The sequence below is a fragment of the Chryseobacterium sp. GQ58 genome, from assembly GCF_059758895.1.
The window spans coordinates 77,481-101,660 of the sequence record NZ_JCAXEH010000001.1 but is presented as its reverse complement, the minus strand read 5'-3'; the positions used below and the strand labels follow the sequence as shown (position 1 = coordinate 101,660).

Below are 24,180 nucleotides of genomic sequence, written 5' to 3'. Positions count from 1 at the left end.
TAACAATTTTTTTTGTTTATCGATTTAAAATGTTCTATTTTTGTGATAAATGTCATATTAAAATGTCGCAGGAACAACAGATTGCCATTGAAGAAAGATTTGCCAGGGTTTTTAACGATAAATCCTTTAAGGAAAGGCTTTCCAATACAGATTTTGAAAGATACATGAATGCTAAAAAGAAGCTTAGCTTTCAAAAACATGATGTCATTTTTGAAGATGGAGAAACGCCTAAAGGAATATACTTTATAGAAAAGGGCGCAGCAAAACTTTCTAAGTCCGGAGCATTTGGAAAAGACCAGATTTTAAGGTTTATCAAGGAAGGAGATATCATTGGCTACAGATCTTTGCTTTGTGGTGAAAACTTTCAGGCTAAAGCTGAAGCAATGACCGATGTAGAATGTATTTTTCTGCCTGCAGAGATTTTTATGTACTTGCTTGAAGTAGATTCACAAATGTCATTTGTCATGCTTCAGAAGATATCTTACGAGCTTGGCGAGTCTTCAAATACGATTACTTTTTTGGCACAAAAAACAGTAAGAGAAAGACTTGCTGAAATCTTAATTCTTTTAGAACAAAAATTGGGAACGGATCCGGAAGGTTTTATTAAAATATCTTTAACAAGAGAAGAAATTGCCAATATTATAGGAACTGCTACAGAAAGTGCAATCAGATTAATTTCTGAATTTAAACAGGACAATCTTATCGAAGTTGATGGTAGAAATATCAAAATTCTGAATCACGATAAACTCATGAAACTAGGTCACGTAGTTTTATAAACCATACAATACAAGTCGGCGAAAGCCGACTTTTTAACTTATAATAATCACATACATTATGTCTGTTCACTCTGAAATTAAAAAAGTAACGACTGAAACCTTGCGAAAAATGAAATTCGATAAGGAAAAAATAACGATGCTTACTGCCTACGATTTTACGACTGCAAAAATGGTAGATGCGGGAGGAGTAGATGCGGTTTTGATCGGAGATTCTGCTGCCAATGTAATGGCCGGCTTCGAAACGACATTGCCTATTACTTTGGATCAGATGATTTACCATACTCAAAGTGTGGTACGAGGAATAGAAAGAGCTTTGGTGGTTGCGGATCTTCCTTTCGGGACATATCAGAGCAATCCGGACAAAGCATTGGAATCTGCCGTAAGAATGATGAAAGAAGGTGGCGCTCACGCCGTTAAAATTGAAGGCGGAAAGGAAATTTCAAAATCGATAAAAAAAATGATCAATGCGGGAATTCCGGTGATGGGACATTTGGGATTGACGCCTCAATCGATTTACCAGTTCGGAACCTATAAAGTGAGAGCTAAAGATGAAGCAGAAGCCGAAAAACTGATCAGCGATGCTCAACTTTTGGAAGAATTAGGTTGTTTTTCGATTGTTTTAGAAAAAATTCCTGCAGAGCTTGCAAAAAAAGTAACCGAAAGTATTTCAATTCCAACTATCGGAATCGGGGCAGGACCCAATTGCGACGGCCAGGTTTTGGTTTATCACGATATGGTGGGAATGAATAAAGGCTTTTCACCAAAATTTTTAAGAAGATATCTTGACCTTTATACAGAAATCACAGGAGCTGTTGCTCAATATGTGAAAGATGTAAAAAGCGCAGATTTTCCTAACCAAAATGAAAGTTATTAATGAGACAAAATTTACAGACAGCACAAGGTATTATATCCGTTCTTGCAATTATATGTTTGCTTGCAGGATGGTTTGATTTTTTTTCAGCAGAGATTAATGAGCTGCTTTCCAGGAAGTTATTTTATATTTTAATAGGTTTAAGCTTTGTTTTGCAGGCGCCTTTATTGTCTAATCCCAAATTTATTTATCCGATGTATGCGGCCGCAGGTTTGTGCATCGTTGGTGCTTTTTTACCAATAGATTCTAAGTTTTCGGCAATTAAAACGATTGGTTTGCTTGCGGGAGTTATAATTTCGTTTTCGAACAGGCCAAGTTTTCGTAAGTAATTATGGAAGAACAGATTGTCTATGAAGATAACCATCTTTTAGTTATCAACAAAAAAGTAGGGCAGTTGGTGCAGGGAGATAAAACCGGTGATGAATCGTTGCTGGATTCTATTAAAAATTTTATAAAAAAAAGAGATGCTAAGCCGGGAAATGTTTTTCTTGGCTTGGTACATCGTATCGATCGGCCAACTTCAGGATTAGTGATTTATGCTAAAACTTCAAAGGCTCTTTCCCGTTTGACACAAATGGTAAAAAACAGGGAAGTTAAGAAAACATATTGGGCGGTTGTTGCTAAAGAAATGATTCCTCAAAGCCAAAGATTGATTCATTATTTAAAGAAAAATGAAAAAAATAATAAGGCAATTGTTTTCCCAAAAGCAACTGAAGGTGCAAAAGAAGCAATCCTTACTTATCATGTTATTAAAACTTTAGATAATTATCTGCTTTTAGAAATAGATCTTGAAACAGGAAGGCATCATCAAATACGTGCCCAATTATCAAAAACCGGAATTCCTATAAAAGGAGATCTTAAATATGGTGCACCGCGATCTAATCCCGATGGCGGAATTAACCTTCATGCAAGAAAGCTGGAATTTATACATCCTGTCACCAAGGAAAATATCGAGATTACAGCAGCCGTCCCAAAAAATGATCCAATCTGGAAAGCTTGTGAAGATAAAACATAGATTTTTTTTCATTATTTTATTATGTGCCACATATTATTAATGAACTAGCACATATAAAACACACACCAATAATATTGTAAACTTATAAATCATTATTTATTGGGAATAAATTGTAAAATTGTCAGCATTAAATCTTTATGAATGAAACAATTTTACAAACTTCTTTTTAAAAACAGAAAGTTTACAAACGATTTGAAAAATGCAGCTTTATATTTTGCTTTTTTCTTAGGATGGCAACAATCTTTTAATGCACAAGTAAGTGCTTACAGTTTTGTACAATCAGCAGGAACTTATATTCCAATTACTACGGGGACGGTTTTAGGATTGGCTTCGGGAAATGACGCAAGCGGCAATCTCGACAGTGATATTTATCCTGTTACTTTGCCTTTTAACTTTATTTTTAACGAAATTCCACAAAATACTATTAATGTATCTACCAACGGGTTTATAACGTTTGGAACAAATGCGCCTGCAACGACATATACATTGCCTATTTCCGGAACTACATCTTATGATGGCGCCGTTGCCGCATGGGGAAGGAATATTAATTCTGTCTTTGATATTAACGGAGCAACAGGAGAAATAAGCTGGGAAACTTTGGGTGTTGCGCCTAATAGAGAAATAGTAATTCAATGGAAAAATTTCAGGCCAAATTCTACACCTTCAACAACAAATATTTACGTTTTCTCGTTCCAGATCAGACTGCAGGAAACATCAAATACTATAAAAGTTGTTTATGACAGTGGAACTTATCTTGTAGGAAATACTGCTATAGGTTTAACTGCTCAGGTTGGATTAAGGGGAAGCAACAATTTAGATTATAATAATAGAGTTAATACCATAGCTACTGCTTTTACTAATTCGACTCCAGGAACAGCAAATAACAGCCAGCAAGCGTACAACACTGTGAATGCCTTACCTGGAATGCCTGGGGCAGGTTTCACCTACACATGGACTCCGCCGAACTGTTATACACCAAAAGGCCTTAGTATAGATTCTTACACAACCAATACTGCTTCAATATCTTGGCCTTTATCTTCGTCAAATCCCACAGGATATGATATTTATTACAGCACAAGCAATACGCCGCCAACTTCTACAACCGCACCTTCTTATCAGAACGTGCAGGGAACTTCTTATATGATCGATCAGTTGGCTGCATTGACTAAATATTATGTTTGGGTAAGATCAAATTGTGGTGCTGGTAATGAAAGTATCTGGATATTGAACCCTGTAGAATTTACAACTTTGTGCACGCCTTCTCCTGTTTTGTCCACGACAGGCGTTACAGTATGTCCGGGTCAGCCTGCAACATTGAATGTTACTGCTGCTACTGGAATTACCTTAAATTGGTATGATTCACAAACAGGAGGTAATTTGCTCAATACAGGTAATTCTTACACAACTCCTGCTTTAGCGACGACTACCGACTATTATGTAAGTGCGTCTACAGGAGAAGCTGATATTACAACAGGAAAAGATATATTTAATAATTCTCCGTCAAACGGATCAGGAACAACGAATATGGGATTGGTTTTTGATGCCCTGTCTTTTTTCAGATTACAGAGCGTGACTATATATCCTACAAGCGCCACAGGTGCTTCCGGAACTGTAACTATAGATGTAATAGATGGTAACGGGAACATATTACATACAAAAACAGAAAATGTGGTTGGTTCTCACAGTTCATCGCCCGTTCCTCATATTGTAAATCTTGATTTTGGAATTTTTCCTGAAACAAACTACAAACTGCGTATGAGAAGTTTCACAGGAATCAGCGGCCTGCTTTTTGATCCTTCTGCAAATGTTCCGGCTGGAGGGTATGCATATCCGTTTACGGTTCCAAATGTTCTAACTATCAATACCAGTACAACAACTTCTACACCTAATAATACTCCACGTAATGATTTGTATTACTATTTCTATGATTGGAAAATCTCTACAAGATGCGAATCTGCAAGAACTACGGTAACCGCTACGGTTGATGTAGCTTGTTTATCTACTTCTGAGGCTGTTACTAAAGATACAATCAAGGTTTATCCAAACCCATTCTCTGAATTAATAAATATCAGCAAGCCTGAAATGGTAAAATCTATAAAAGTTATGGATGTTTCAGGAAAATTGATCAGAAATATCAATCAACCGGAATCAACTTTAAGATTACAAGATCTTTCTCAAGGAATGTACATTTTGATTTTAGAAATGAAAAACGACTCACAGCAATCAATTAAAGTGATTAAAAAATAAATTTTTGTAATACTTATAAGACCGGCCTTGTTATTAAGGTCGGTCTTTGTTTTTAGAGTTGTTAGTTGAAAAATAAAAAAGTCAGTATAAATTCTCATTGTGTTAATTTTAATCATTGTTTGTTTTTGTTACAAATAATCTTTTTAGAAACGTGTATTTTTGATATTTTTACTGCGTAATTAATATATGTTTGTTTATTTAAAAAAAATATTATATTTGTTACATTCAAAACTAGAAACAAATGAAACAATTCTACAATTTTTTTTCTGTACCTAAAAAAATTAATTCCCACTTAAGGAATTTGGCTTTAGGAATCACATTTCTGACCGCAGGACATGCAGCTATGAAAGCTCAAGTTTGGACAATTGGCGTATGCTCAAATCTACCTAGCACAACGCAAAGTAATACTTACGGACCGATGTATACAGTTGCGACCGCGAATGCTACCAACAGACTTACATCAATTTATCCTTCAACCCAACTTACCGGGATAGCATCTCAAACGCTCACAAGCATTTATTTTCACACAGGAGCCGGGCATGGCACTGGTATATTGGGCACTCCTAATCTCAAGGTATATCTCAAGGAGGTCTCCAATTCAGATTGGGGATCTGGAGCATTAGATTGGGTAACTGCTTCTACAGGTGCAACATTGGTTTTTGATGGGAACCCGGCACCTCTAATTGGTACAGGCGGAGGATGGAAGCAAATTCCTTTTACTACTAATTTTACCTATTCCGGAACTCAGAATTTAGCTGTTTTTCTAGAATATAACAATCCTACAGCTAGTAATGCAATTACCTGGTCTTATGAATATACCAGTCCTTGTGTAAGTGGATCTACTTCAGGTGAAGAAACCAAATACAGTAACAATACAACAGGAACTTTACCTGCTTCATTAGCCTCAAGAAATTCAAGAAGACCCTATATTGGGTTTGATCATGCTGTATTGTGTCCTGCACCAACTAATGTAGCAACTACCGGAATTACTCAAAATGGAGTAAACATCAGTTGGACAGCGGGAGGTGTTGAAACGTCTTGGGATTATGCTGTTCAACCAGCAGGAAGCGGACTACCCACAACATTCAGCAATACTACTACCAATATTTTAAACCCAACCACACTTACATCAAATACAAATTATGAATTTTATATAAGAGCGGTTTGTGGAGGAGCTAATGGAAATAGTGTATGGAAAGGGCCTTATACATTTAAAACATTATGTGGACCAATGACTTCAATGTTTGAAAATTTTGACAGCTATTCCACAGGGAATATAGTGCCCGATTGTTGGACAAGAATTGTTGGTGGCTCTAATACTGCACAAAGTATCAGCTCAACAAGTCCGGCATCAGGAACAAGACATATTTTACAGACAACATCTACATCTGCTAATGCTACTGTCGTTGTACTTCCGGAATTTAGTAATGTAAATGCAGGAACTCATTGGTTGAGGTTCAAAGCTAGAGTTAATTCTGGAACTGGAGCTTTAGATGTTGGATATGTCACTAATACTACAGATGCGTCAACATTTATAAATGTCCAAACAGTTAATATTACAAATACAAGTTATACCGCCCTTAACTCTGAATATACAGTTAGTATTCCGGCAACAGTACCATCTAATGCTAGATTAGCAATAAGAAACAATGGTGCTACAACCGCAAATCATTATTGGGATGATATATATTGGGAAGTAATGCCTACATGTTTGCCACCTAGCAATGTATCTGTTAGCAATATTACAACTACATCTGCAATGATTCAATGGAGTGCTTCATCATCTTCTCCTGCAAATGGTTATGATGTTTATTATTCAATTTCTAATGTTGCGCCGACTTCTGCTACTACTCCAAGTTTGATTGTTACTGGTTTATCTACTCCATCGGGTGTGCTACAACCTGCTAGTACTTATTTTGTATGGGTAAGGTCTGTATGTAGTTCTACGGATAAGAGCAGTTGGACTCCTGCTGTCAGCTTTACTACAAATTGTGCAGCACTTCCAGGGGAGTATTTTGAAGGTTTTGAGGCTTATACAGGGGTTTCTAATGGTAGTGCAGGAGTGTTACCAACTTGTTGGACTAACTTAGGAACTAACAACGGAGGGCATATTTCAAGTAGTACAACCATTACAGGTAATAATACTTTGTATTTATGGACTTCAGGGACTAGGATTGCGTATGTTGCATTACCTCAAATGAGTACATTACAATCGGGTAATTACAGATTAAAATTTGATGCCTTAGCTTCGGTAACTGCGGGTGGAATACTAGAAATAGGTTATTTAGATACGACAAATACTTTTGTGCAACTAACTACATTTAGTGTTGCGGCAGTGAACACTATTACCCCTTTTTCATTTGATATCCCAGTATTACCTGTAGGAGTAACACAGTTAGCAATAAGAAACCCGGGAACACCGGCAAACAGTTTGTCAATTGATAATTTAGCTTATGAATTAAAAACACTGTCGACTTCAGAAGCTATTGCAAAGGATATAGTAAAAGCTTATCCAAACCCATTCTCTGAATTAATAAATATCAGCAAACCTGAAATGGTAAAATCTATAAAAGTTATGGATGCTTCAGGAAAACTGATCAGAAATATCAATCAACCGGAATCAGCTTTACAATTACAGGATCTTTCTCAAGGAATGTATATTTTAATTTTGGATATGAAAAACGGTTTACAACAATCAATTAAAGTGATTAAAAAGTAAAATTTATTAATTTAATATAAAACCGACTCTGTTGTCCAGAGTCGGTTTTGTTTTATATTTAGCAGAAGTTTATTGTACTTGCGGTACCAAACCTCCGTCTTCTTTTTTGGTGCTTTTAAGAATATTCGGGTCTTCTTTGGCAAGTTTATTTTTAGTAGGAATTTTATAATTTACAGAAAGCCCAAAGTTTCTGCTGTCATATTTTGTGCGGATAAACAGACTTTCTCCGCCTGTCGGATTATTCGTTCTTATCTGCATCACCTGCCCGTTTAAAATGTCATTTCCGAAGATGGAAACTGTTAAACGATTATCCAAAAACTTTTTAGTTAAAGTAATGTCGACAGAATTATTAAATGGTTTTTCTGCAGTAAAGTAAAAATATCCCGCTCTTGGCGTCAAATAGCTGTAATTGGCGGTCAGTTTTATGTCTTTAGGTAATAAAATCTGCGTCATAATATTAAAAATCCAAAAGCCATTGTTTTTCAGGTTATTGATATCGTGTTTCTGATAACCTGCATACAGATACATAAAATTGATCTTGTCAGGATTAAAATCAAACTTCATGATTTCGCTCAATGGTTTTGTGAAAACCATAAACGGAATCGGCAATCCTACATTGAAATTATGGATTTTCAGATTCGAAATATTCACCTGCTCATTGAAGATATTTTTTCCTTCCCTTCTGATGATTTGCGCCACCTGATTTTTTGCATTGCTCACGCTGTAGCCAATAAATGCATAATCAAAAGCAGAAATTTTCACTTCATAATTATCAAATATTGTTGGCTGAAGAAAAGGATTTCCTGTCACCTGAGTATTTGGACCCTGAAATGTATTGTTATTCGGATTCAGTGCAGAAATGCTCGGAAGGTTGATTTTTTTGTTATAATTCACCATTGCATAAACCTGATTCATCAGATTGTACTGCACGCTTGCATTCGGGAAAATTTTAAACTTATTAAAAGGAATTAGATTATCCTGAAGAATTACATTCGCACTATCTCGTCTTGTAACTCCCGAAATGTCATAATTTTCAGCTCTTGCTCCGGCAATAAAATCAAATTTCTTTAGTTTTGCCTGAAGCTCCAGATAAGTGGAAGCCGTTTGTCTTTGATATTCCAGATTGGTTAAGCCTTTGCTTTTGGTGTCAAAATTCTGCTTTTCATATAAACCTCCAAAACTTACTTTTCCTTCATCAAGAATTTTTAAAGGTTGAGAATAATCTACTTTAAAGTTGGCAATTCGCATATCTGAACTGTTTTCCAAAACGCTTCCTGCGCTGAAATCATAAGTTTCTCCTAGATTGTTGTCAGTAAATACACCTTTCCTGAAAATATTATCCTGTCCAAATTTGCTGTCTGATTTCGTATATCCAAATTGAAAATCAAGTTTTTTTGACTTGTCATTAGCAAAACGTTTTTGATAAGTTATTACGCCTTCCTGTCGAAGATTATTAGTTTCTGCTGCGTCATAAGCGTCAAAACGTACTTCTCTGTAAACGTCAGGATTTATCTCTGCCAAAATATCAGCTAAACCATTGCTCGAAGTGTAATTATCATTTTTATTATGGTAAATATCATAATTCAAAAGCAATCGATCTTCTCCTAAATCAAACGTCAGACCGGATTTTGCAAAATATCCTCTTCCGATTCTGTCCGTATTGGCAAACATCAGATTGTCCTGGTTAGAATTAAGATTACTTTCGCGGTAATTTTGTCCCACGCTCAATTGCCATCCGAACAATTTATTTCTTGCATTCAGGTTTAAAGAGTGGCTTGTTCTGTTTCTCAGTTTATCTTCATTAGAAAAATTGTAATTACCTGAATAAGTTGCAGTTAAATATTTATTAGCGTTTTTATTCGTAATAATATTCATAATTGCGCCTCCCGAAGTCGCAGGAAATTCTGCGCCGGGTTGGGTAATCACTTCGATTCTGTCAACTGAATTTGCGGGCATTCCTTCCAAGAAAGAATTTAGCTCGTTTGAAGTAATATTTAAAGGTCTTCCGTTGAGGAAAACGTCCAAAATTTTCCCTTGATACATCATTCCTGCAATGTCTGTAGAAACCAAACCCGGAAGTTTTTTAATTCCTTCTAAAACATTTCCGTTGTTGAGGTGCGGCTGCTCCGAAAAGTCAAAAATCGTGCGGTCTGCTTTCTGTTCAACAGCTTTTTTGGTTTTGGTAATGACAACACCTTCAATTTCTTTTTCTTTTACCTGATTATTGTTTTTTTCCTGCGAAAAAGTCATTACTGAACCTAAAACAGACAACGCTAATATAGTTTTTTTCATAAATGGTTTTATTACTAATATTCGGTTAGACGCTTAAAAACAGACTTTGTTACAAAAAAAGCCTCACGAATGTGAGGCTTTTGCTTATTTATAATAGATATAAAAAATATCTAATCTTAGTTTTCCTGTTGCTTAATTAAGTTCAAAGCAGATCCTGCCTTAAACCAGTCAATCTGTTGAGCATTGTAAGTATGGTTTGCCATGATGATGTCTTTGGTTCCGTCAGCATGTACAAATTCTAAAGTCAACTGTTTTCCCGGAGCAAACTGATCCAAATCTAAGAAGTTGATCGTATCATCTTCTAAAATTTTATCGTAATCTTCTTCATTGGCAAAAGTCAATCCCAACATACCTTGCTTTTTCAGGTTAGTTTCATGGATTCTTGCAAATGATTTTACCAATACTGCTTTTACACCAAGATGTCTCGGCTCCATTGCAGCGTGCTCTCTTGAAGAACCTTCACCGTAGTTTTGATCACCCACAACAATTGTAGGTACTCCAGCGGCTTTGTAAGCTCTTTGTACAGAAGGTACTTCACCGTGTTCTCCGGTAAATACGTTTTTCACGTTATTGGTTTCCATGTTGAAAGCATTTACAGCTCCGATCAACATGTTGTTTGAAATATTATCAAGGTGACCTCTGTATTTCAACCAAGGCCCAGCCATTGAAATATGGTCGGTAGTACACTTTCCGAAAGCTTTGATCAAAAGTTTGGCTCCCGTAATATTTTTACCATCCCAAGCCGGGAATTCTTCTAATAGCTGAAGTCTGTCCGAAGTAGGGCTTACATTTACCTGAACAATAGATCCGTCTTCAGAAGGTGCTTGATATCCTGCATCTTCAACAGCAAAACCTCTTGCAGGTAATTCAGAACCTTGAGGCTCGTTTAATCTTACCTGTTCGCCATTTTCGGCTGTTAATGTATCTGTAATCGGGTTAAAGTCTAACCTTCCCGAAATTGCAACTGCAGCTACCATTTCCGGAGAAGCTACGAATGCATGAGTATTTGGGTTACCATCTGCTCTTTTAGCAAAGTTTCTGTTGAAAGAGTGGATGATAGAGTTTTTCTCACCTTTTTCAGCGCCTTCTCTATCCCATTGTCCGATACAAGGTCCACAAGCATTAGTGAAAATTCTTGCGTTTTCAAATTTTCTGAAAGAATCTAAAAAACCGTCTCTTTCTGCCGTGAATTTTACCTGCTCAGATCCTGGGTTGATTCCTAAAATAGCTTTAGGTTTTACTCCTTTTGCTACTGCATCTTCAACGATAGAAGCTGCTCTTGACAAGTCCTCGTAAGAAGAGTTGGTGCAAGATCCGATCAAAGCCCATTCTACTTCAATAGGCCATCCGTTTGCTTCTGCCTTAGCTTTGAATTCTGAAACTGGCGTTGCCAAATCCGGAGTGAAAGGTCCGTTAAGGTGCGGAGCCAATTCTGAAAGGTTAATTTCAATTACCTGATCAAAATATTGTTCCGGGTTTGCATATACTTCAGCATCACCTGTTAAATGTTCAGCAACTTTATCCGCAGCATCTACTACGTCTTGTCTTCCGGTTGCCGCCAGATATCTTCTCATTGAATCATCATATCCGAAAGTAGAAGTTGTAGCTCCTACTTCAGCACCCATGTTACAGATTGTTCCTTTACCTGTTGCTGAAAGAGATTCTGCTCCTTCTCCGAAATATTCTACTATGCATCCTGTTCCGCCTTTTACGGTAAGGATACCTGCAACTTTCAGGATAACGTCTTTTGCAGAAGTCCAGCCGCTCATTTTACCGGTTAGTTTTACACCGATTAATTTTGGCATTTTAAGTTCCCAAGCCATTCCTGCCATTACGTCTACCGCATCAGCACCTCCGACACCGATAGCAACCATTCCCAATCCTCCTGCATTTACTGTGTGAGAGTCGGTTCCGATCATCATCCCTCCCGGGAAAGCATAATTTTCAAGTACAACCTGGTGAATGATACCAGCTCCTGGTTTCCAGAAACCGATTCCATATTTATCGCAAACAGAACTTAAAAAGCTGAAAACTTCAGAGTTTTTATTGATTCCTTCCTGTAAATCTTTATCGGCACCTACTTTCGCCTGAATCAAGTGATCCGCGTGTGCAGTTGACGGAACAGCTACTTTTGCTCTTCCAGCCTGCATAAATTGTAAAAGTGCCATTTGTGCAGTTGCATCCTGCATTGCTACTCTGTCCGGAGCAAAATCCACATAAGAATTTCCTCTTTCATACTCCTGTGTAGCATTGCCCCCCCAAAGGTGAGTGTATAGTATTTTTTCTGATAATGTAAGAGGCTTCCCTACAATTTGTCTTGCCGCAGCGACTCTTTCGGGATAACGCTCGTACACTTTTTTGATCATATCAATATCAAATGTCATATCTCCAAAACGTTTTAAAATTATCAAACAGTTAAAAATGTCCTCAAAATTACGAATTTTTAATATTTTTTCAAGCCTAAATTATTTAGATTCTTTATAAATATGAATTTTATATTTTCTATTTTTGGCAGATATTTTGAACGCAAGTAAATATGAAGAAAGTTTTTGGTTTTATTTTTATCCTTTTATCGGCAATACTATTTTCTCAAGTTAAAAGTTTGAAAAATAATACGTTAAATATTAAAAAAAGTCTTCCGAAGCAAGCTGTAAAACAGGAAAAAGGAAATGATTTAATTATTCTTAATGAAGATGTGCCTTTGCTGATTCCTCAAAAACTGACGGATAAATTTGGATATATTAATCAGGCGGGAGAATTTATCATCGAACCGGAATATCATATTGCGATGTTTTTTGCTCAAGATTGCAATCTTTTAAATTCTCCAAATCCAAAAGCAAGGAAATTCGGGACAGCCGATTTTGCCACCGTGGAAAAGAATAATATTTCTTACAGAATCAATAAATCCGGTAAAAGAGTTTATCAATATAAAAGTTCGGATCTTGGAAAGTGTAAAACAGAATTTAAAAAACAGCTGTTCCATGCTTATATATTAGATGGACATTACGGAATTATTGAAGACGAAAAATTCGAAAACCCGGCAGATTACAAGCAATACAAAATTTATCCGCAATATGAATATTTGCATATTCTGGAGGGTAATGACTTATCAAATCCCATGATTATTGCTTCGTACAAAGACAAATTTGGGGTGATTGACGTTAATAATAATATTATAATTCCGTTTGAATATTCTGATATTAAAAGAAACTTCAGCTGGAAAATAGCCAATATGTTTGAAGTAACAAAAGACGACAAAAGCTATTATTATATTGATTCAAACAACAAAGCGTATTAAGTTTGGCGGATCATTTAATTTTTGTAATTTCGCGCTGAAATTAAAGGGGTGCTCCAATGGGGGCTGAGATTATACCCAATGAACCTGGAACGGGTAATGCTGTTTAGGGATGTTGTATCATAATATCTTATCGATCCCCTTTTATTCCATTAAATTTTAAAAATTTATAAGAATGAAAGGATTATTTTTTTTAGGACTTACCGCAAGTTCCTTGGGTTTTGCGCAAACTCAAAACGCAGATTCTCTGAAAATCAGAGAAATTGAAGCTGTCAACTTTACCAAAAGATTGCCTGTTGCCAAAGAGATCATCAATGTACAGAAAGATCTTGACAGCAGAAATCTCGGGCAGGATTTACCGATTCTTTTAAAAAATCAAACTTCTATTATTTCGACTTCTGATGCCGGAAATGGTGTTGGATACACGGGATTTAGAATTCGTGGTGTTGCCGGAAGAGGAATTAATGTGATGATGAATGGCGTCCCGTTCAATGATTCTGAAAGTCAGGGAACTTTTTTTGTCAATGTTCCGGATTTGACGAGCTCGGCATCACAAATTGTGATCCAAAGAGGAGTCGGAACTTCCAATAATGGAGTTTCTGCTTTTGGAGCGAGCATCAATGTGATTTCAAAAGAACCTGAAGAAAAGTTTTATTTCAAAACAGATGACAGTTACGGATCTTTTAACACTTACAAATATTCAGCAGAAGTTGGTTCCGGAAAATTCTGGAAAAACCGACTTTCTGTAATGGGAAGATATACCAATATTCATTCAGACGGATATATTGACAGAGCTTTTTCAGATTTAAATTCTTATAATTTCACCGCTTTATTTGAAGAAGGTAAAACGAAACTTCGCTTAATGGCTTTTGGCGGAAAAGAAAAAACGTATCAAGCCTGGAACGGAATTGACAGACAAACCTGGGAAACAAGTCCGAAAACCAATTTGTCAGGAGCAATTTATGATGCAAACTGGGAAAATATTGTCGGATTTTATGATAATGAAACCGATAACTACAGACAAAACCATTATCAATTGCTTTGGGAACAAGGCTTAAATGAAAAATGGAACTTAGAAACCACTTTGCATTACACAAAAGGAAGAGGATATTACGAAAATTATAAGCAAGGCGATCCGTATTCAAGATATAATTTGCCAGATTTTAATGGTGAAGAATATTCAGATTTTATCAGAAAAAAATGGCTGAACAACGATTTCTACGGAATTGTGTCAACTTTATACGGAAAATTTGAAAATCTGGATCTGAATTTCGGAGTTGTCGGAAATCAATATTACGGAAGACATTACGGAAATGTAAAAGATGTTTTTGTGCCTCAAATTCCGCAGCACGAATATTACAGAAACCGTTCGGTGAAAAATGAAGTTGCAGGATTTGCTAAAGCTTTAGTTAAAGTAAATGATTTCGAATTCTTTGGAGATTTACAATTAAGAAATATCGATTACGATACAAAAATCTTGATGGAAGGAGATGATGAAGGTGCAAATCTTAAGAAAAACTGGTTGTTTTTTAATCCGAAAGCAGGAATCAATTACAAAATCGGAAGCGGAAAAGTATTTGTGTCTTATGCGCACGCGCAACGCGAGCCGAATCGTGACGATTTAATCGCTAATAATGATGTAAAATCTGAAAAACTCCACGATTTTGAAGCAGGAATAGAAAAGCAATTTGGTAAAATGGCTTTTACGGCCAATCTTTATTATATGTATTATCTGAATCAGTTGGTTTTAAACGGACAGATAAGTAATATCGGAGAATTTATCAGAACAAATTCCGGAAAGAGCTACAGAAGAGGTGTTGAAGTTGGTGCTTTGGCAAAACTTTCAAAACAGTGGGAAATTTCCGGAAACGTAAGTTTAAGCCAAAACAGAAACCTCGATTTTAGAATTGAAAATGAAGAAGGAATTAATGAATTGGGAAATACCGAAATCTCTTTCTCACCAAACGTAATTGCCAATTTGAGCCTGAAATTTAATCCTACAAAAAATTTCCAGTTCGCTTTAATGAATCAATACGTCGGAAAACAATATTTAGACAATACAGAAACTGAAAACTTGCAACTGAAAGATTATCTTCTGACCGATTTTAATGCGCAATATCAATTTAAAATTGCTAAACATGATGTTGCTTTGAAGCTTTTGGTCAATAATATTTTTAATCAGAAATATATAAACAACGGATATGTTTATGATGCAAATCCGATTTACTTTTCTCAGGCAGGGACCAACTTTATGTTTGGAATCAGCTGGAAAATTCAGTAATTATCATCAGAATATTTTACCTAAACCATATTATCGTAAAATGTTGAATTAAATTTTTGAAGACTGTTTCGGCAGTCTTTTTCGTTGAAATAAATGTCTCAAAAAGTCATGAAAAAGTTATAAATTTGCCACCAAATGAATATTTCAGCTTACATTTTAGATTATCTGAAACAATTTGGAACGGCTGCCGTTCCAATGTTTGGTGTGTTTTCCCTGGAAAATTCTAAAGCCGTCATCAATTCCGAAAACGGAAGCATACTTCCGCCTTCTACAAAAATTGTCTTTCATTCTGATTATCAGGTTTTATCAGATGATTTGGTCAATTTTATAAGCGACAGGAAAGGAGTTTCAAAAGAAGCCGCAGAAAACGAATTGCAGATACAAACTGATTTTTGGAAGAAAAAACTTCAGGCGGATCAGCATCTGGAAATCCAGAATATTGGAGCCATTTTTATTGAGGACGGAAATCTTCATTTCAAAGGAAACCGTCTCGAATCTGATCATCCGGATTTTTACGGACTGGAAGAAATTCGCTTTTCGGATATTAATAAAGGTGAAAAAATAGAAAGTCCCGAAAATTCTGAAAAAGACTATAAATTCAACAAATCTATTCTTTGGATCTTCCTTTTTATTGTTCCGGTTTTGGGAATGCTTTATTTGGCTTATACACAAAAAGAAATTCTTTTCGGAAAAAAATCTTTTGATGATGTATCGGTGCAGACGAAAACAAAAAGAATTGAGAACAAAATTCCTGTAAAGACAGATTCTGCTCAGATAAAAGTTTCAGATTCTGTAAAAACGGATTCCTTAAGAAAAGATTCGATCATAAGATCGTCTAAAACACTTGCCAAACCAAAGGCAACTCAAAAATCAAAATCAAAATGGCAAAAATAAAAAAAGCGTCAGAATCTCTTACGATAATGACGAATATCGTTCTTCCCAATGATACCAATCAGTTGAGGAACCTTTTTGGAGGCGAATTGCTGGCAAGAATGGATCGTTGCGCTTCGATTTCTGCAACAAGACATTGCGAAAGAAGAGTTGTAACGGCTTCTGTAAATCATGTTTCGTTTGATCATCCTATTCCCGAAGGCGGAATTGTGGTAATGGAATCTAAAGTTTCCCGCGCATTTTCAACTTCTATGGAGATTTATGTGGATGTTTGGTTGGATGATCCTATTAATCATAAAAAAATACAGACCAATAAAGGAATTTATACTTTTGTGGCGGTTGACGAATTCAACAGACCGATCCCAATTCCTGAAATGGAGCCTGAAACAGAGCTTGAAAAAGAAAGATATGATGCAGCTTTGAGAAGAAAAGAGCTTTCATTAATTCTTTCCGGAAGGATGAAACCTCAGGAATCTGTGGAACTGAAAAAGCTTTTCCAAGAGCCTTCTTAGAGTTTCATAATTAGCCAAAACTTCTGCTTTATGAAGATTCTCCTTTTAGATAAAAATCATCCTCTCATTACCGAACAGCTTTTAGCACAAAATTTTATTTTGGAAGAAGATTTTACTTCTCCTTATGATGAGGTTTGTGATAAGATTGAAAATTACGACGGCGTGATTATCAGAAGCAGAATTCCTTTAGATGAAAATTTTTTAGAGAAAGGAAAAAACCTGAAGTTTATCGCAAGAGTTGGAGCGGGAATGGAAAATATTGATATTCCTATTGCCGAAAAATTAGGTATTCAGCTTATCAATTCTCCGGAAGGAAACCGGGATTCTGTTGCCGAGCATGTTGTCGGAATGCTTTTGATTTTGATGAATCGACTTTTTATTGCGTCAAAAGAAGTAAAAAATGGCATTTGGCTGCGCGAAGAAAATCGCGGTGACGAATTATTAGGAAAAACCATCGGTCTTATCGGTTACGGAAACATGGGAAAAGCAACCGCAAAAAGATTTTCAGGCTTTGGCTGTAAAGTGATTTTCCATGATATTTTGCCTGATCTTTCTGATGAGTTTGCAACGCAGGTTTCTTTAGAAGAATTAAAAGAAAAAGCTGAAATTCTAAGTTTACATATTCCTTTAACTGCTGAAACGCATTATTTAATTGATGCAAAATTCATTTCGGAAATGAAAAACAACTTTTATTTCGTCAACACAGCAAGAGGAAAAAATGTGGAAACGAAAAGTTTAGTTGAAGCTTTAGAAGAAGGAAAAATAAAAGGCGCTTGTCTGGATGTTTTAGAATATGAAAAGCCATCTTTTGAAAATCTTGATACTTCGACTTCGCTCAGCATAAAAGAAAATGAATATTTAAAGTATCTTTTAAACTCCGAAAAAGTAATCGTAACACCTCACATTGCAGGTTGGACGCATCAAAGCAAAGAAAAGCTGGCGCAGGTAATTGTAGATAAAATTATTCATTCTTTCACCTAAAATTTTACAATTGTGTTAAATAATTCATAATTTATAAACATATTTCCCGATTTATTTTGAGTTTTATTAAATTGCCAGTCATTTTTGAAACTCATGAAGAAGCTTACTTTTGTATTGATTACAACCTTTTTTTTATTTCTTTTTTCCTGTAAAAACAAAGCCGAAAACAAAGAATCTGTCACAGAAAACACAACCAATCTTCCCAACTACGGAAATGTAGATTTGGGTAAAGTATTTTCACCTGCTGACGGTAATCTTTCAAATAAAGACTTTATCATCAATTATATCGATCAGTATTACAAAAAAGTTTGGGAAAGAAGTGACCTTAGCGGGGGAATTTTAATAGCAAAAGGCAATCAGATTTTGTACGAAAATTACAGAGGTTTTGCCCGGGAAGGTAGCCAAATGGCGATTGATAAAAATACACCTTTGCATGTAGCTTCCGTTTCGAAAACATTAACGGCAATGGCGATGATGAAGTTGGTAGAAGCAGGTAAAATAAAACTTTCAGATCGTCTGACACAATATTTTACTGGATTTCCTTATCCTGATGTGACGGTTCAAACCTTATTGGATCAAAGAAGCGGACTTCCGAAATATGAATACTTTATCAATAAAATCAAGCCTGAGCCGGCGGAACTTTCAAAGACTTATATTACGAATCAGGATGTTCTCAATATGATCATTAAATATAAACCTGATCTTGCACGGGAAACCGATACCGGCTTTATGTATTGCAATACAAATTACGCTCTTTTGGCTTTGCTGATCGAAAAAGTTACTAAAACACCTTTTCCACAAGCGATGAACGAAATGATTTTTACGCCTCTGAAAATGAATAATACTTACATTTTTCAGGAAAAAGATATTCCGACAGCGGCTCAATCTTTTTTTTATCGTGGAAACAAGCTTTATCCTTTAGACAGATTAGATCTTATTTATGGTGATAAAAATGTGTATACCACGCCAAGGGATCTTTACAATTTTTCAAAAGCAATGTTTTCAAAAAACTTTTTAAAACCGGAATTAATGGATATGGTTTTCACTCCATACAGCAATGAAAAAGCAGGACAGAACAATTATGGCTTAGGCTTCCGGATGAAAATTTTTGATAATGGTGAAAAACTGACTTATCATAATGGTTGGTGGCATGGAACGAATTCTGTTTTTGCACATCTTTTAAAATCAAAAGTGACGATCGTGGCCATTGGAAACAAATATTCGGGACGTGTTTATACGGCACTGGCTTTATCCGGATTGTTTGAAGATTTTCCTTCTCAAAAAGATAAATTGCATAGCGTAATGAATGATAATCAGGACTCTTTGAAAGGTGGACATGAAGTTTTTGGAGAATAATGTTTATTTTTGCTCAAATATTTTCATGAAAAGATTTTTTATTCTATTCATTATCGGATTTCTTGTTCAGTCTTGTGCAAGAGTAGGTTCGCCCGTCGGTGGTCCGAAAGATACTTTGGCGCCGAAGTTTTTAAGCTCAAATATTGACACTACAAGAGTAAATGTGAGAAGAGATATCAAAGAATTAAGAATTGATTTTGATGAATATATCACATTGAAAGACGTCTATAAAAACCTGAATATTTCTCCGCCAATAAAGAATATCAAAAGAATTCTTCCTTCAAATATTGCCAATAAATATCTGATTATTCAATGGTCTGACACGCTTCAGGCCAATACGACGTACAACTTTAATTTTGGAAATTCTATTGCAGATAACAGCGAATCAAATATTTTAAGATATTTTAATTTTGCTTTTTCTACAGGCGAAAAGCTAGACGATTTATACATAAGTGGCGAAGTAAAAGATGCATTGGCTATCGTAAAACAAAACAGCAACGAAAATAAAATGGTAGTCGGATTGTATCAGCTGAAAGATACGATGGATTATAAGCAGAAGCCATATTATATCACCAAAGTAGATGATGATGGATATTATGAGCTCAATTATCTAGCTCCGGGAAAATATAAAATCATTGCTTTTGATGATGATAATGAAAATTCAATTTATGATCCGGGAAAAGAGAAAATAGGCTTTCAAAAAGATACGGTAAATGTTGAAAAATCGATTTCAGGTTTGAATTTGAAACTATATCCGTCGAAAAAACCATTTAAAAAACCTGAATTGAAAGAAATTCCCGGCGGAATTCTCATGGCTTTTGAGGGAAATCCTTCTGAAGTAAAAGTATCTTCGTTAAACGAAAAACTGCAGGATTATAAAGTGACGCACCGTCCAAAATCAGATTCTGTAAGTATTTGGTTTGATGCTGTGAAAAGCAATATCGGGCAAACGGTAACTGAAAACTTAAGATTTGGTTATGAAGCCGACAACAGAAAAGATTCAACATCGATATTTTATAAATACAATACAAAAAATGCGATGGATATTAATGCCGATAACGGCGGAAATATGCTTCCTCCAAAAACTGATTTTAGAATAACTTCCAACTATATTATAGATAAAATAAATCCTGAAAAATGGACTTTAAAAAGCGATAGCTTGACAACTCAGGAGTTTACCGCTAAAATTTCTGAAACAAATCCTTATCAAATATTGGTAAATTCAGATTTTATTGTTGGAAAAAAATATCAGTTGACGGTTCCAAAAGAGACGGTTTCATCTTATTATGCACAAAATGCGCAATCAAAGCGTTTTGATTTTGAAGTTGATAAAGTTGAAAATTATGGAAGTTTAAAATTTACACTTCTCAACGCGCCTGAAACAAAATATTGGCTTCAATTGCTTGATTCATCTGAAAAAGCGGTTTATCAAAAATATGCAAGCGGAAACAATGTGGAATTTGATATTGTAAAACCGGGTGAATATATTGTAAGAATTTTGGTGGATAACAACGACAATAAACATTGGGATGAAGCAGATTTTGTAAATCAGACCTTTGCCGAAGATTCTTATGTCTATTATAAAATGGTTATTGCAAGGCCTTTGTGGGAAACCAAAGAAGATTGGGATCTGAAAGATACCAGAACGTTTGAAGGAATAAAAGCTAAAGCCAAGCCAAGCCAAACAGAAGATATTGAGAACAACACGCTTCTGAATGATACAAATTCGAATCTTAATAATCCATCAAGATTGAATAATACAGGACAACTTCAACGAAACAGATAATGAAAGTATTCAAAAAAGTAGTTTTCTGGAGTCTTGTTTTTTTTGCTTTGATACAGTTTTTTCCGACAAATAAAATCAATAAACCGATCAATAAATCAATTAATTTTATTGATGTAAAAAAGTCTCCTCCCAAAGTTGCTGAGTTGCTTAAAAATGCGTGTTACGATTGCCATTCCGATGAAACGGTTTATCCGAAATATGCATATATTGCCCCTTTTTCATGGTCTGTAAAAAGTCATGTGAATGAAGGAAGAGAACATCTTAATTTCTCTGTCTGGAAAACGTATAATAATGATCTGAAAGAAAACATGCTTAAGAAATCTATTCAGACATTACAAAATAAGACGATGCCCTTGCCGGCATACATTATTTATCATGAAAAGTCTAATTTATCCGAAGCTGAAAGAACTTTGCTGATCAATTATTTCCAAGAAATACTGGCGTCAAAAAACTATTAAGTTTAAAATGACTTCAGATATTCTTTAAAAAATTTCTTCTGAGAATCAAAAGCAATATCATCTAAATTAATTTGACTGATTGGAATCCATTGTGTTTCTGATATTTCAGAAAGCTCAATTTCAACCTCAAATTTTTCTGAAACGCTATATTCAAAAAACAAATCGATTGTATTGTAATCAATATTCTTGTAATGATAAGTGTTTGGAAGACTCGTTAAATATTTCAAATTAGAAACATCTATTTCTAATTTTAATTCTTCAAAAAGCTCTCTTTTGCAAGTGTTTTCGGCGCTTTCTTTAGGGTCTACGAAGCCTCCTGCCAAATCTAGCTTTCCTTTTTTTGGGTCCTGATTTCTTCGGGTAAGATATATTTCGTCACCGCTGCGGATGACAACTGCCACTGCGCCTGCAACATTGTTATATAAGGTAAAACTGCAATTGGGACAGCTCCATTTTTTTTCGCCGTCCCATTGCAATGTTTCTTTGCCGCAATCAGGGCAAAATTTTAATATTTTCATTCAATAGTATTCGTTTTATTCCTCGGATGGTAATTTAAAATTACTTCCCGAAGTTCTTCCGTTTTCAGGTGCGTATAAATTCCTGTTGTGGTAATACTTGAATGTCCCAGCATTTCCTGAATGTATCGCAAATCTGCACCATTTTGTAATAAATGTGTTGCAAAAGAATGTCTGAATGTGTGAGGTGATATTTTCTTGCTCACGCCCGCTTTATCGGTAAGTTCTTTAATAATAAGAAATACGATCACTCGTGACATTGAAGTTCCTCTGCTGTTTAAGAATAAAGTATCTTCATGCTTTTTATTGATCTTGTTTTTTGATCTTATTTCCTTAATATACATTTGCAGCAGGTTTGCCGTGTAATGTGCTAAAGGTACAAAACGTGTTTTGTTGCCTTTGCCGACTACTTTGATGTAATTTTCTTTAAAATTGATATTCGAAATCTTTACATCAATCAATTCCGAAACGCGGAGACCGCATCCGTAAAGAACTTCAACAATACATTGATTTCGTCTTCCAAGATCGGTGTGCACTTCAATTGCATTGATAATCCTGTTGATGTCGGAAAGACTTAAAGTATCTGGCAGGTAAAGCCCCAATTTTGGACCTTCAAGCATAGCAGACGGATTGTCTTTGCGTATTTCATCTTCTAAAAGAAACTTAAAGAAAGCTTTTATGGAAGAGATCCACCTTGCTTGTGATCTTTCACTGAACTTTTGTTTCGAGAGCCTGAAGATGTATTCCTGCAGGTTGTCATACGAAATCACATCCGGCGTTACATTGTCCAGATCTTCTTCAGCGTATTCTTTTAATTTTTTGATGTCGCGAACGTACGCGTCGAGTGTGTTTTCTGAAAAATTTCTTTCGAATCGAAGAAAAATCTCAAAATCCTTAATTTTTTCATTCCAAGTCATTGTGTTTTATTTTTTTAATTCACTTTCAGAAACTTGTATTATTTCGATATGATGGTTTCTTAAAAATGATATTCCTTCTTCATCAGAGTAAGCGTTGATATAAACGAGTCTTGAAATGCCTGCCTGTAAAATCAGCTTGCTGCATTCTCTGCATGGCGACAGCGTTAAATACAACGTTGCGCCTCGGGCTGATTGTGTAGAGCCTGCCAGTTTCAAAATCGCGTTGGCTTCTGCATGTAAAACGTACCAGTGTGTTTTGCCGGTTTCTTCGTCTTCACAACAGTTCTCAGATCCTGAAGGAGTGCCATTATAGCCATCCGAAATAATCATCCTATCTTTTACGATAAGAGCTCCTACCTGCTTTCTTTTACAGTAGGATAGTTTTGCCCACTCCTGAGCCATCTTTAGATAAGCTTTGTCAAACTTATTATACTTCTGCATCGGTTTTTTCGAAATAATTTGTGATATGATATTAGAAGTTGGGCTTTCTTTTTTCCAGAAAAGCTGAAACTCCTTCTTTTTTGTCTGCCATGTCAAAAAGCTCTCCGAAATTCTTTATTTCGATTTCAAAACCTTTATCAGTGTCAGACAGATTGGTTGCTTGTATTGCTTTAGAAATAGCCATCGGAGAATTGTTTGCAATGATTTTTGCCAAATCTTTTGTCTTGTCAATTAATTCTTCAATAGGATAAACTTCATTTACCAGACCTATTTCTTTTGCCTTTTGTGCAGGAATCATTTTAGCTGAAAATATAATTTCATTTGCTATTCCTTTTCCTACCAATTTCGGAAGCCTTTGAGTTCCTCCGTATCCCGGGATCAATCCTAAAGTAACTTCAGGAAGACCCAGTTTTGCATTTTCAGAAGCGTATCTTATGTGGCAAGCCATTGCGAGTTCTAATCCGCCGCCTAATGCAAAGCCGTTGATTGCAGCTATTACAGGTTTAGAAAGATTTTCTATTTTATTAAAAAGAATATTCTGTCCGTTTCTTGCCAATTCTTCAGCTTTTTCCTGATTAAAATCGCTGAATTCTTTAATATCTGCTCCTGCAACGAATGATTTTTCTCCGCTTCCGGTTAATATAATTACTCTTACTTCATTGTCGGACACTATTTCGTCTAATACAGAACTGATCTCTTTAATCGTTTTTGCATTTAATGCATTTAAACTTTCAGGTCTGTTTATTATAATTAATGCTGTCTTGCCTTCTTTATTAAATATTACATTTTCGTAAACCATTACGCATATTTTATCTTTAATATTCGCA

General features: G+C 35.5%; 20 protein-coding genes. 14 read left to right on the top strand and 6 right to left on the bottom strand.

Features of this window, described 5'->3' with window-relative positions; genetic code table 11:
• Positions 1 to 62 precede the first annotated feature (62 nt).
• The 6 genes from AC6CHK_RS00445 to AC6CHK_RS00420 all read left to right on the top strand — a co-directional run bounded on the left by AC6CHK_RS00445 (position 63) and on the right by AC6CHK_RS00420 (position 7,628).
• Positions 63 to 776, top strand: a complete 714-nt coding sequence (locus AC6CHK_RS00445) for a Crp/Fnr family transcriptional regulator (RefSeq protein WP_498092507.1) — start codon at positions 63 to 65, stop codon at positions 774 to 776.
• Between the two features lie 58 nt (positions 777 to 834).
• Positions 835 to 1,650, top strand: a complete 816-nt coding sequence (panB, locus tag AC6CHK_RS00440; protein WP_498092505.1) for a 3-methyl-2-oxobutanoate hydroxymethyltransferase — start codon at positions 835 to 837, stop codon at positions 1,648 to 1,650.
• Positions 1,650 to 1,976 (top strand): hypothetical protein, encoded by a 327-nt coding sequence (locus tag AC6CHK_RS00435; protein WP_498092503.1) that lies wholly within the window; start codon positions 1,650 to 1,652, stop codon positions 1,974 to 1,976. The genes panB and AC6CHK_RS00435 overlap by 1 nt, the downstream gene beginning before the upstream one ends.
• Positions 1,976 to 2,662, top strand: coding sequence for an RluA family pseudouridine synthase (locus tag AC6CHK_RS00430; RefSeq protein ID WP_498093863.1), 687 nt, complete (start codon positions 1,976 to 1,978; stop codon positions 2,660 to 2,662). Before AC6CHK_RS00435 ends, AC6CHK_RS00430 begins: the two co-directional genes overlap by 1 nt.
• Before the next feature lie 141 nt (positions 2,663 to 2,803).
• Entirely contained in the window at positions 2,804 to 4,909 is a 2,106-nt protein-coding gene (locus AC6CHK_RS00425; protein ID WP_498092501.1) for an NIDO-like domain-containing protein, read from the top strand.
• A gap of 241 nt (positions 4,910 to 5,150) precedes the next feature.
• On the top strand, positions 5,151 to 7,628 hold the full coding sequence (locus AC6CHK_RS00420; RefSeq protein ID WP_498092499.1) for a fibronectin type III domain-containing protein: 2,478 nt from the start codon (positions 5,151 to 5,153) through the stop codon (positions 7,626 to 7,628).
• Between the two features lie 69 nt (positions 7,629 to 7,697).
• Here the strand turns inward: AC6CHK_RS00420 and AC6CHK_RS00415 are convergent, their stop codons facing one another.
• Complete coding sequence (locus AC6CHK_RS00415; protein WP_498092497.1) at positions 7,698 to 9,920, bottom strand: outer membrane beta-barrel protein; 2,223 nt, start codon at positions 9,918 to 9,920, stop codon at positions 7,698 to 7,700.
• Between the two features lie 116 nt (positions 9,921 to 10,036).
• The gene (locus AC6CHK_RS00410; RefSeq protein ID WP_498092495.1) at positions 10,037 to 12,304 is read right to left on the bottom strand and encodes an aconitate hydratase; all 2,268 of its coding nucleotides are present in this window, start codon (positions 12,302 to 12,304) and stop codon (positions 10,037 to 10,039) included.
• A gap of 152 nt (positions 12,305 to 12,456) precedes the next feature.
• Between AC6CHK_RS00410 and AC6CHK_RS00405 the strand changes: the two genes are divergently transcribed.
• From AC6CHK_RS00405 to AC6CHK_RS00370, 8 genes are all read left to right on the top strand, one after another.
• Positions 12,457 to 13,218: a WG repeat-containing protein gene (locus AC6CHK_RS00405; protein ID WP_498092493.1), complete on the top strand. Its 762-nt coding sequence runs from the start codon at positions 12,457 to 12,459 to the stop codon at positions 13,216 to 13,218.
• A gap of 172 nt (positions 13,219 to 13,390) precedes the next feature.
• Positions 13,391 to 15,496, top strand: coding sequence for a TonB-dependent receptor (locus AC6CHK_RS00400; protein ID WP_498092491.1), 2,106 nt, complete (start codon positions 13,391 to 13,393; stop codon positions 15,494 to 15,496).
• Positions 15,497 to 15,631: 135 nt separating this feature from the next.
• Entirely contained in the window at positions 15,632 to 16,390 is a 759-nt protein-coding gene (locus AC6CHK_RS00395; RefSeq protein ID WP_498092490.1) for a hypothetical protein, read from the top strand.
• Positions 16,378 to 16,899 (top strand): acyl-CoA thioesterase, encoded by a 522-nt coding sequence (locus AC6CHK_RS00390; RefSeq protein ID WP_498092488.1) that lies wholly within the window; start codon positions 16,378 to 16,380, stop codon positions 16,897 to 16,899. Before AC6CHK_RS00395 ends, AC6CHK_RS00390 begins: the two co-directional genes overlap by 13 nt.
• A 30-nt stretch (positions 16,900 to 16,929) precedes the next feature.
• A complete protein-coding gene (locus AC6CHK_RS00385; RefSeq protein WP_498092486.1) occupies positions 16,930 to 17,880 on the top strand; it encodes a 2-hydroxyacid dehydrogenase in 951 nt (316 codons plus the stop codon).
• 93 nt (positions 17,881 to 17,973) lie between these two features.
• On the top strand, positions 17,974 to 19,236 hold the full coding sequence (locus AC6CHK_RS00380) for a serine hydrolase domain-containing protein (protein ID WP_498092484.1): 1,263 nt from the start codon (positions 17,974 to 17,976) through the stop codon (positions 19,234 to 19,236).
• A gap of 25 nt (positions 19,237 to 19,261) precedes the next feature.
• Positions 19,262 to 21,022, top strand: coding sequence for an Ig-like domain-containing domain (locus tag AC6CHK_RS00375; protein ID WP_498092483.1), 1,761 nt, complete (start codon positions 19,262 to 19,264; stop codon positions 21,020 to 21,022).
• Positions 21,022 to 21,480, top strand: coding sequence for a heme-binding domain-containing protein (locus AC6CHK_RS00370; RefSeq protein WP_498092482.1), 459 nt, complete (start codon positions 21,022 to 21,024; stop codon positions 21,478 to 21,480). The genes AC6CHK_RS00375 and AC6CHK_RS00370 overlap by 1 nt, the downstream gene beginning before the upstream one ends.
• 2 nt (positions 21,481 to 21,482) lie before the next feature.
• Here AC6CHK_RS00370 and AC6CHK_RS00365 read toward each other — a convergent pair whose 3' ends face one another.
• From AC6CHK_RS00365 to AC6CHK_RS00350, 4 genes are read right to left on the bottom strand one after another with little or no spacing between them, the layout of a single operon-like run.
• Positions 21,483 to 21,998 (bottom strand): NUDIX hydrolase, encoded by a 516-nt coding sequence (locus AC6CHK_RS00365; protein ID WP_498092481.1) that lies wholly within the window; start codon positions 21,996 to 21,998, stop codon positions 21,483 to 21,485.
• Positions 21,995 to 22,912 (bottom strand): site-specific tyrosine recombinase XerD, encoded by a 918-nt coding sequence (gene xerD / locus AC6CHK_RS00360; protein ID WP_498092479.1) that lies wholly within the window; start codon positions 22,910 to 22,912, stop codon positions 21,995 to 21,997. Before xerD ends, AC6CHK_RS00365 begins: the two co-directional genes overlap by 4 nt.
• 6 nt (positions 22,913 to 22,918) lie before the next feature.
• Positions 22,919 to 23,353, bottom strand: a complete 435-nt coding sequence (locus AC6CHK_RS00355; protein WP_498092477.1) for a deoxycytidylate deaminase — start codon at positions 23,351 to 23,353, stop codon at positions 22,919 to 22,921.
• Between the two features lie 31 nt (positions 23,354 to 23,384).
• The gene (locus tag AC6CHK_RS00350) at positions 23,385 to 24,152 is read right to left on the bottom strand and encodes an enoyl-CoA hydratase-related protein (protein ID WP_498092475.1); all 768 of its coding nucleotides are present in this window, start codon (positions 24,150 to 24,152) and stop codon (positions 23,385 to 23,387) included.
• Positions 24,153 to 24,180 lie beyond the last annotated feature (28 nt).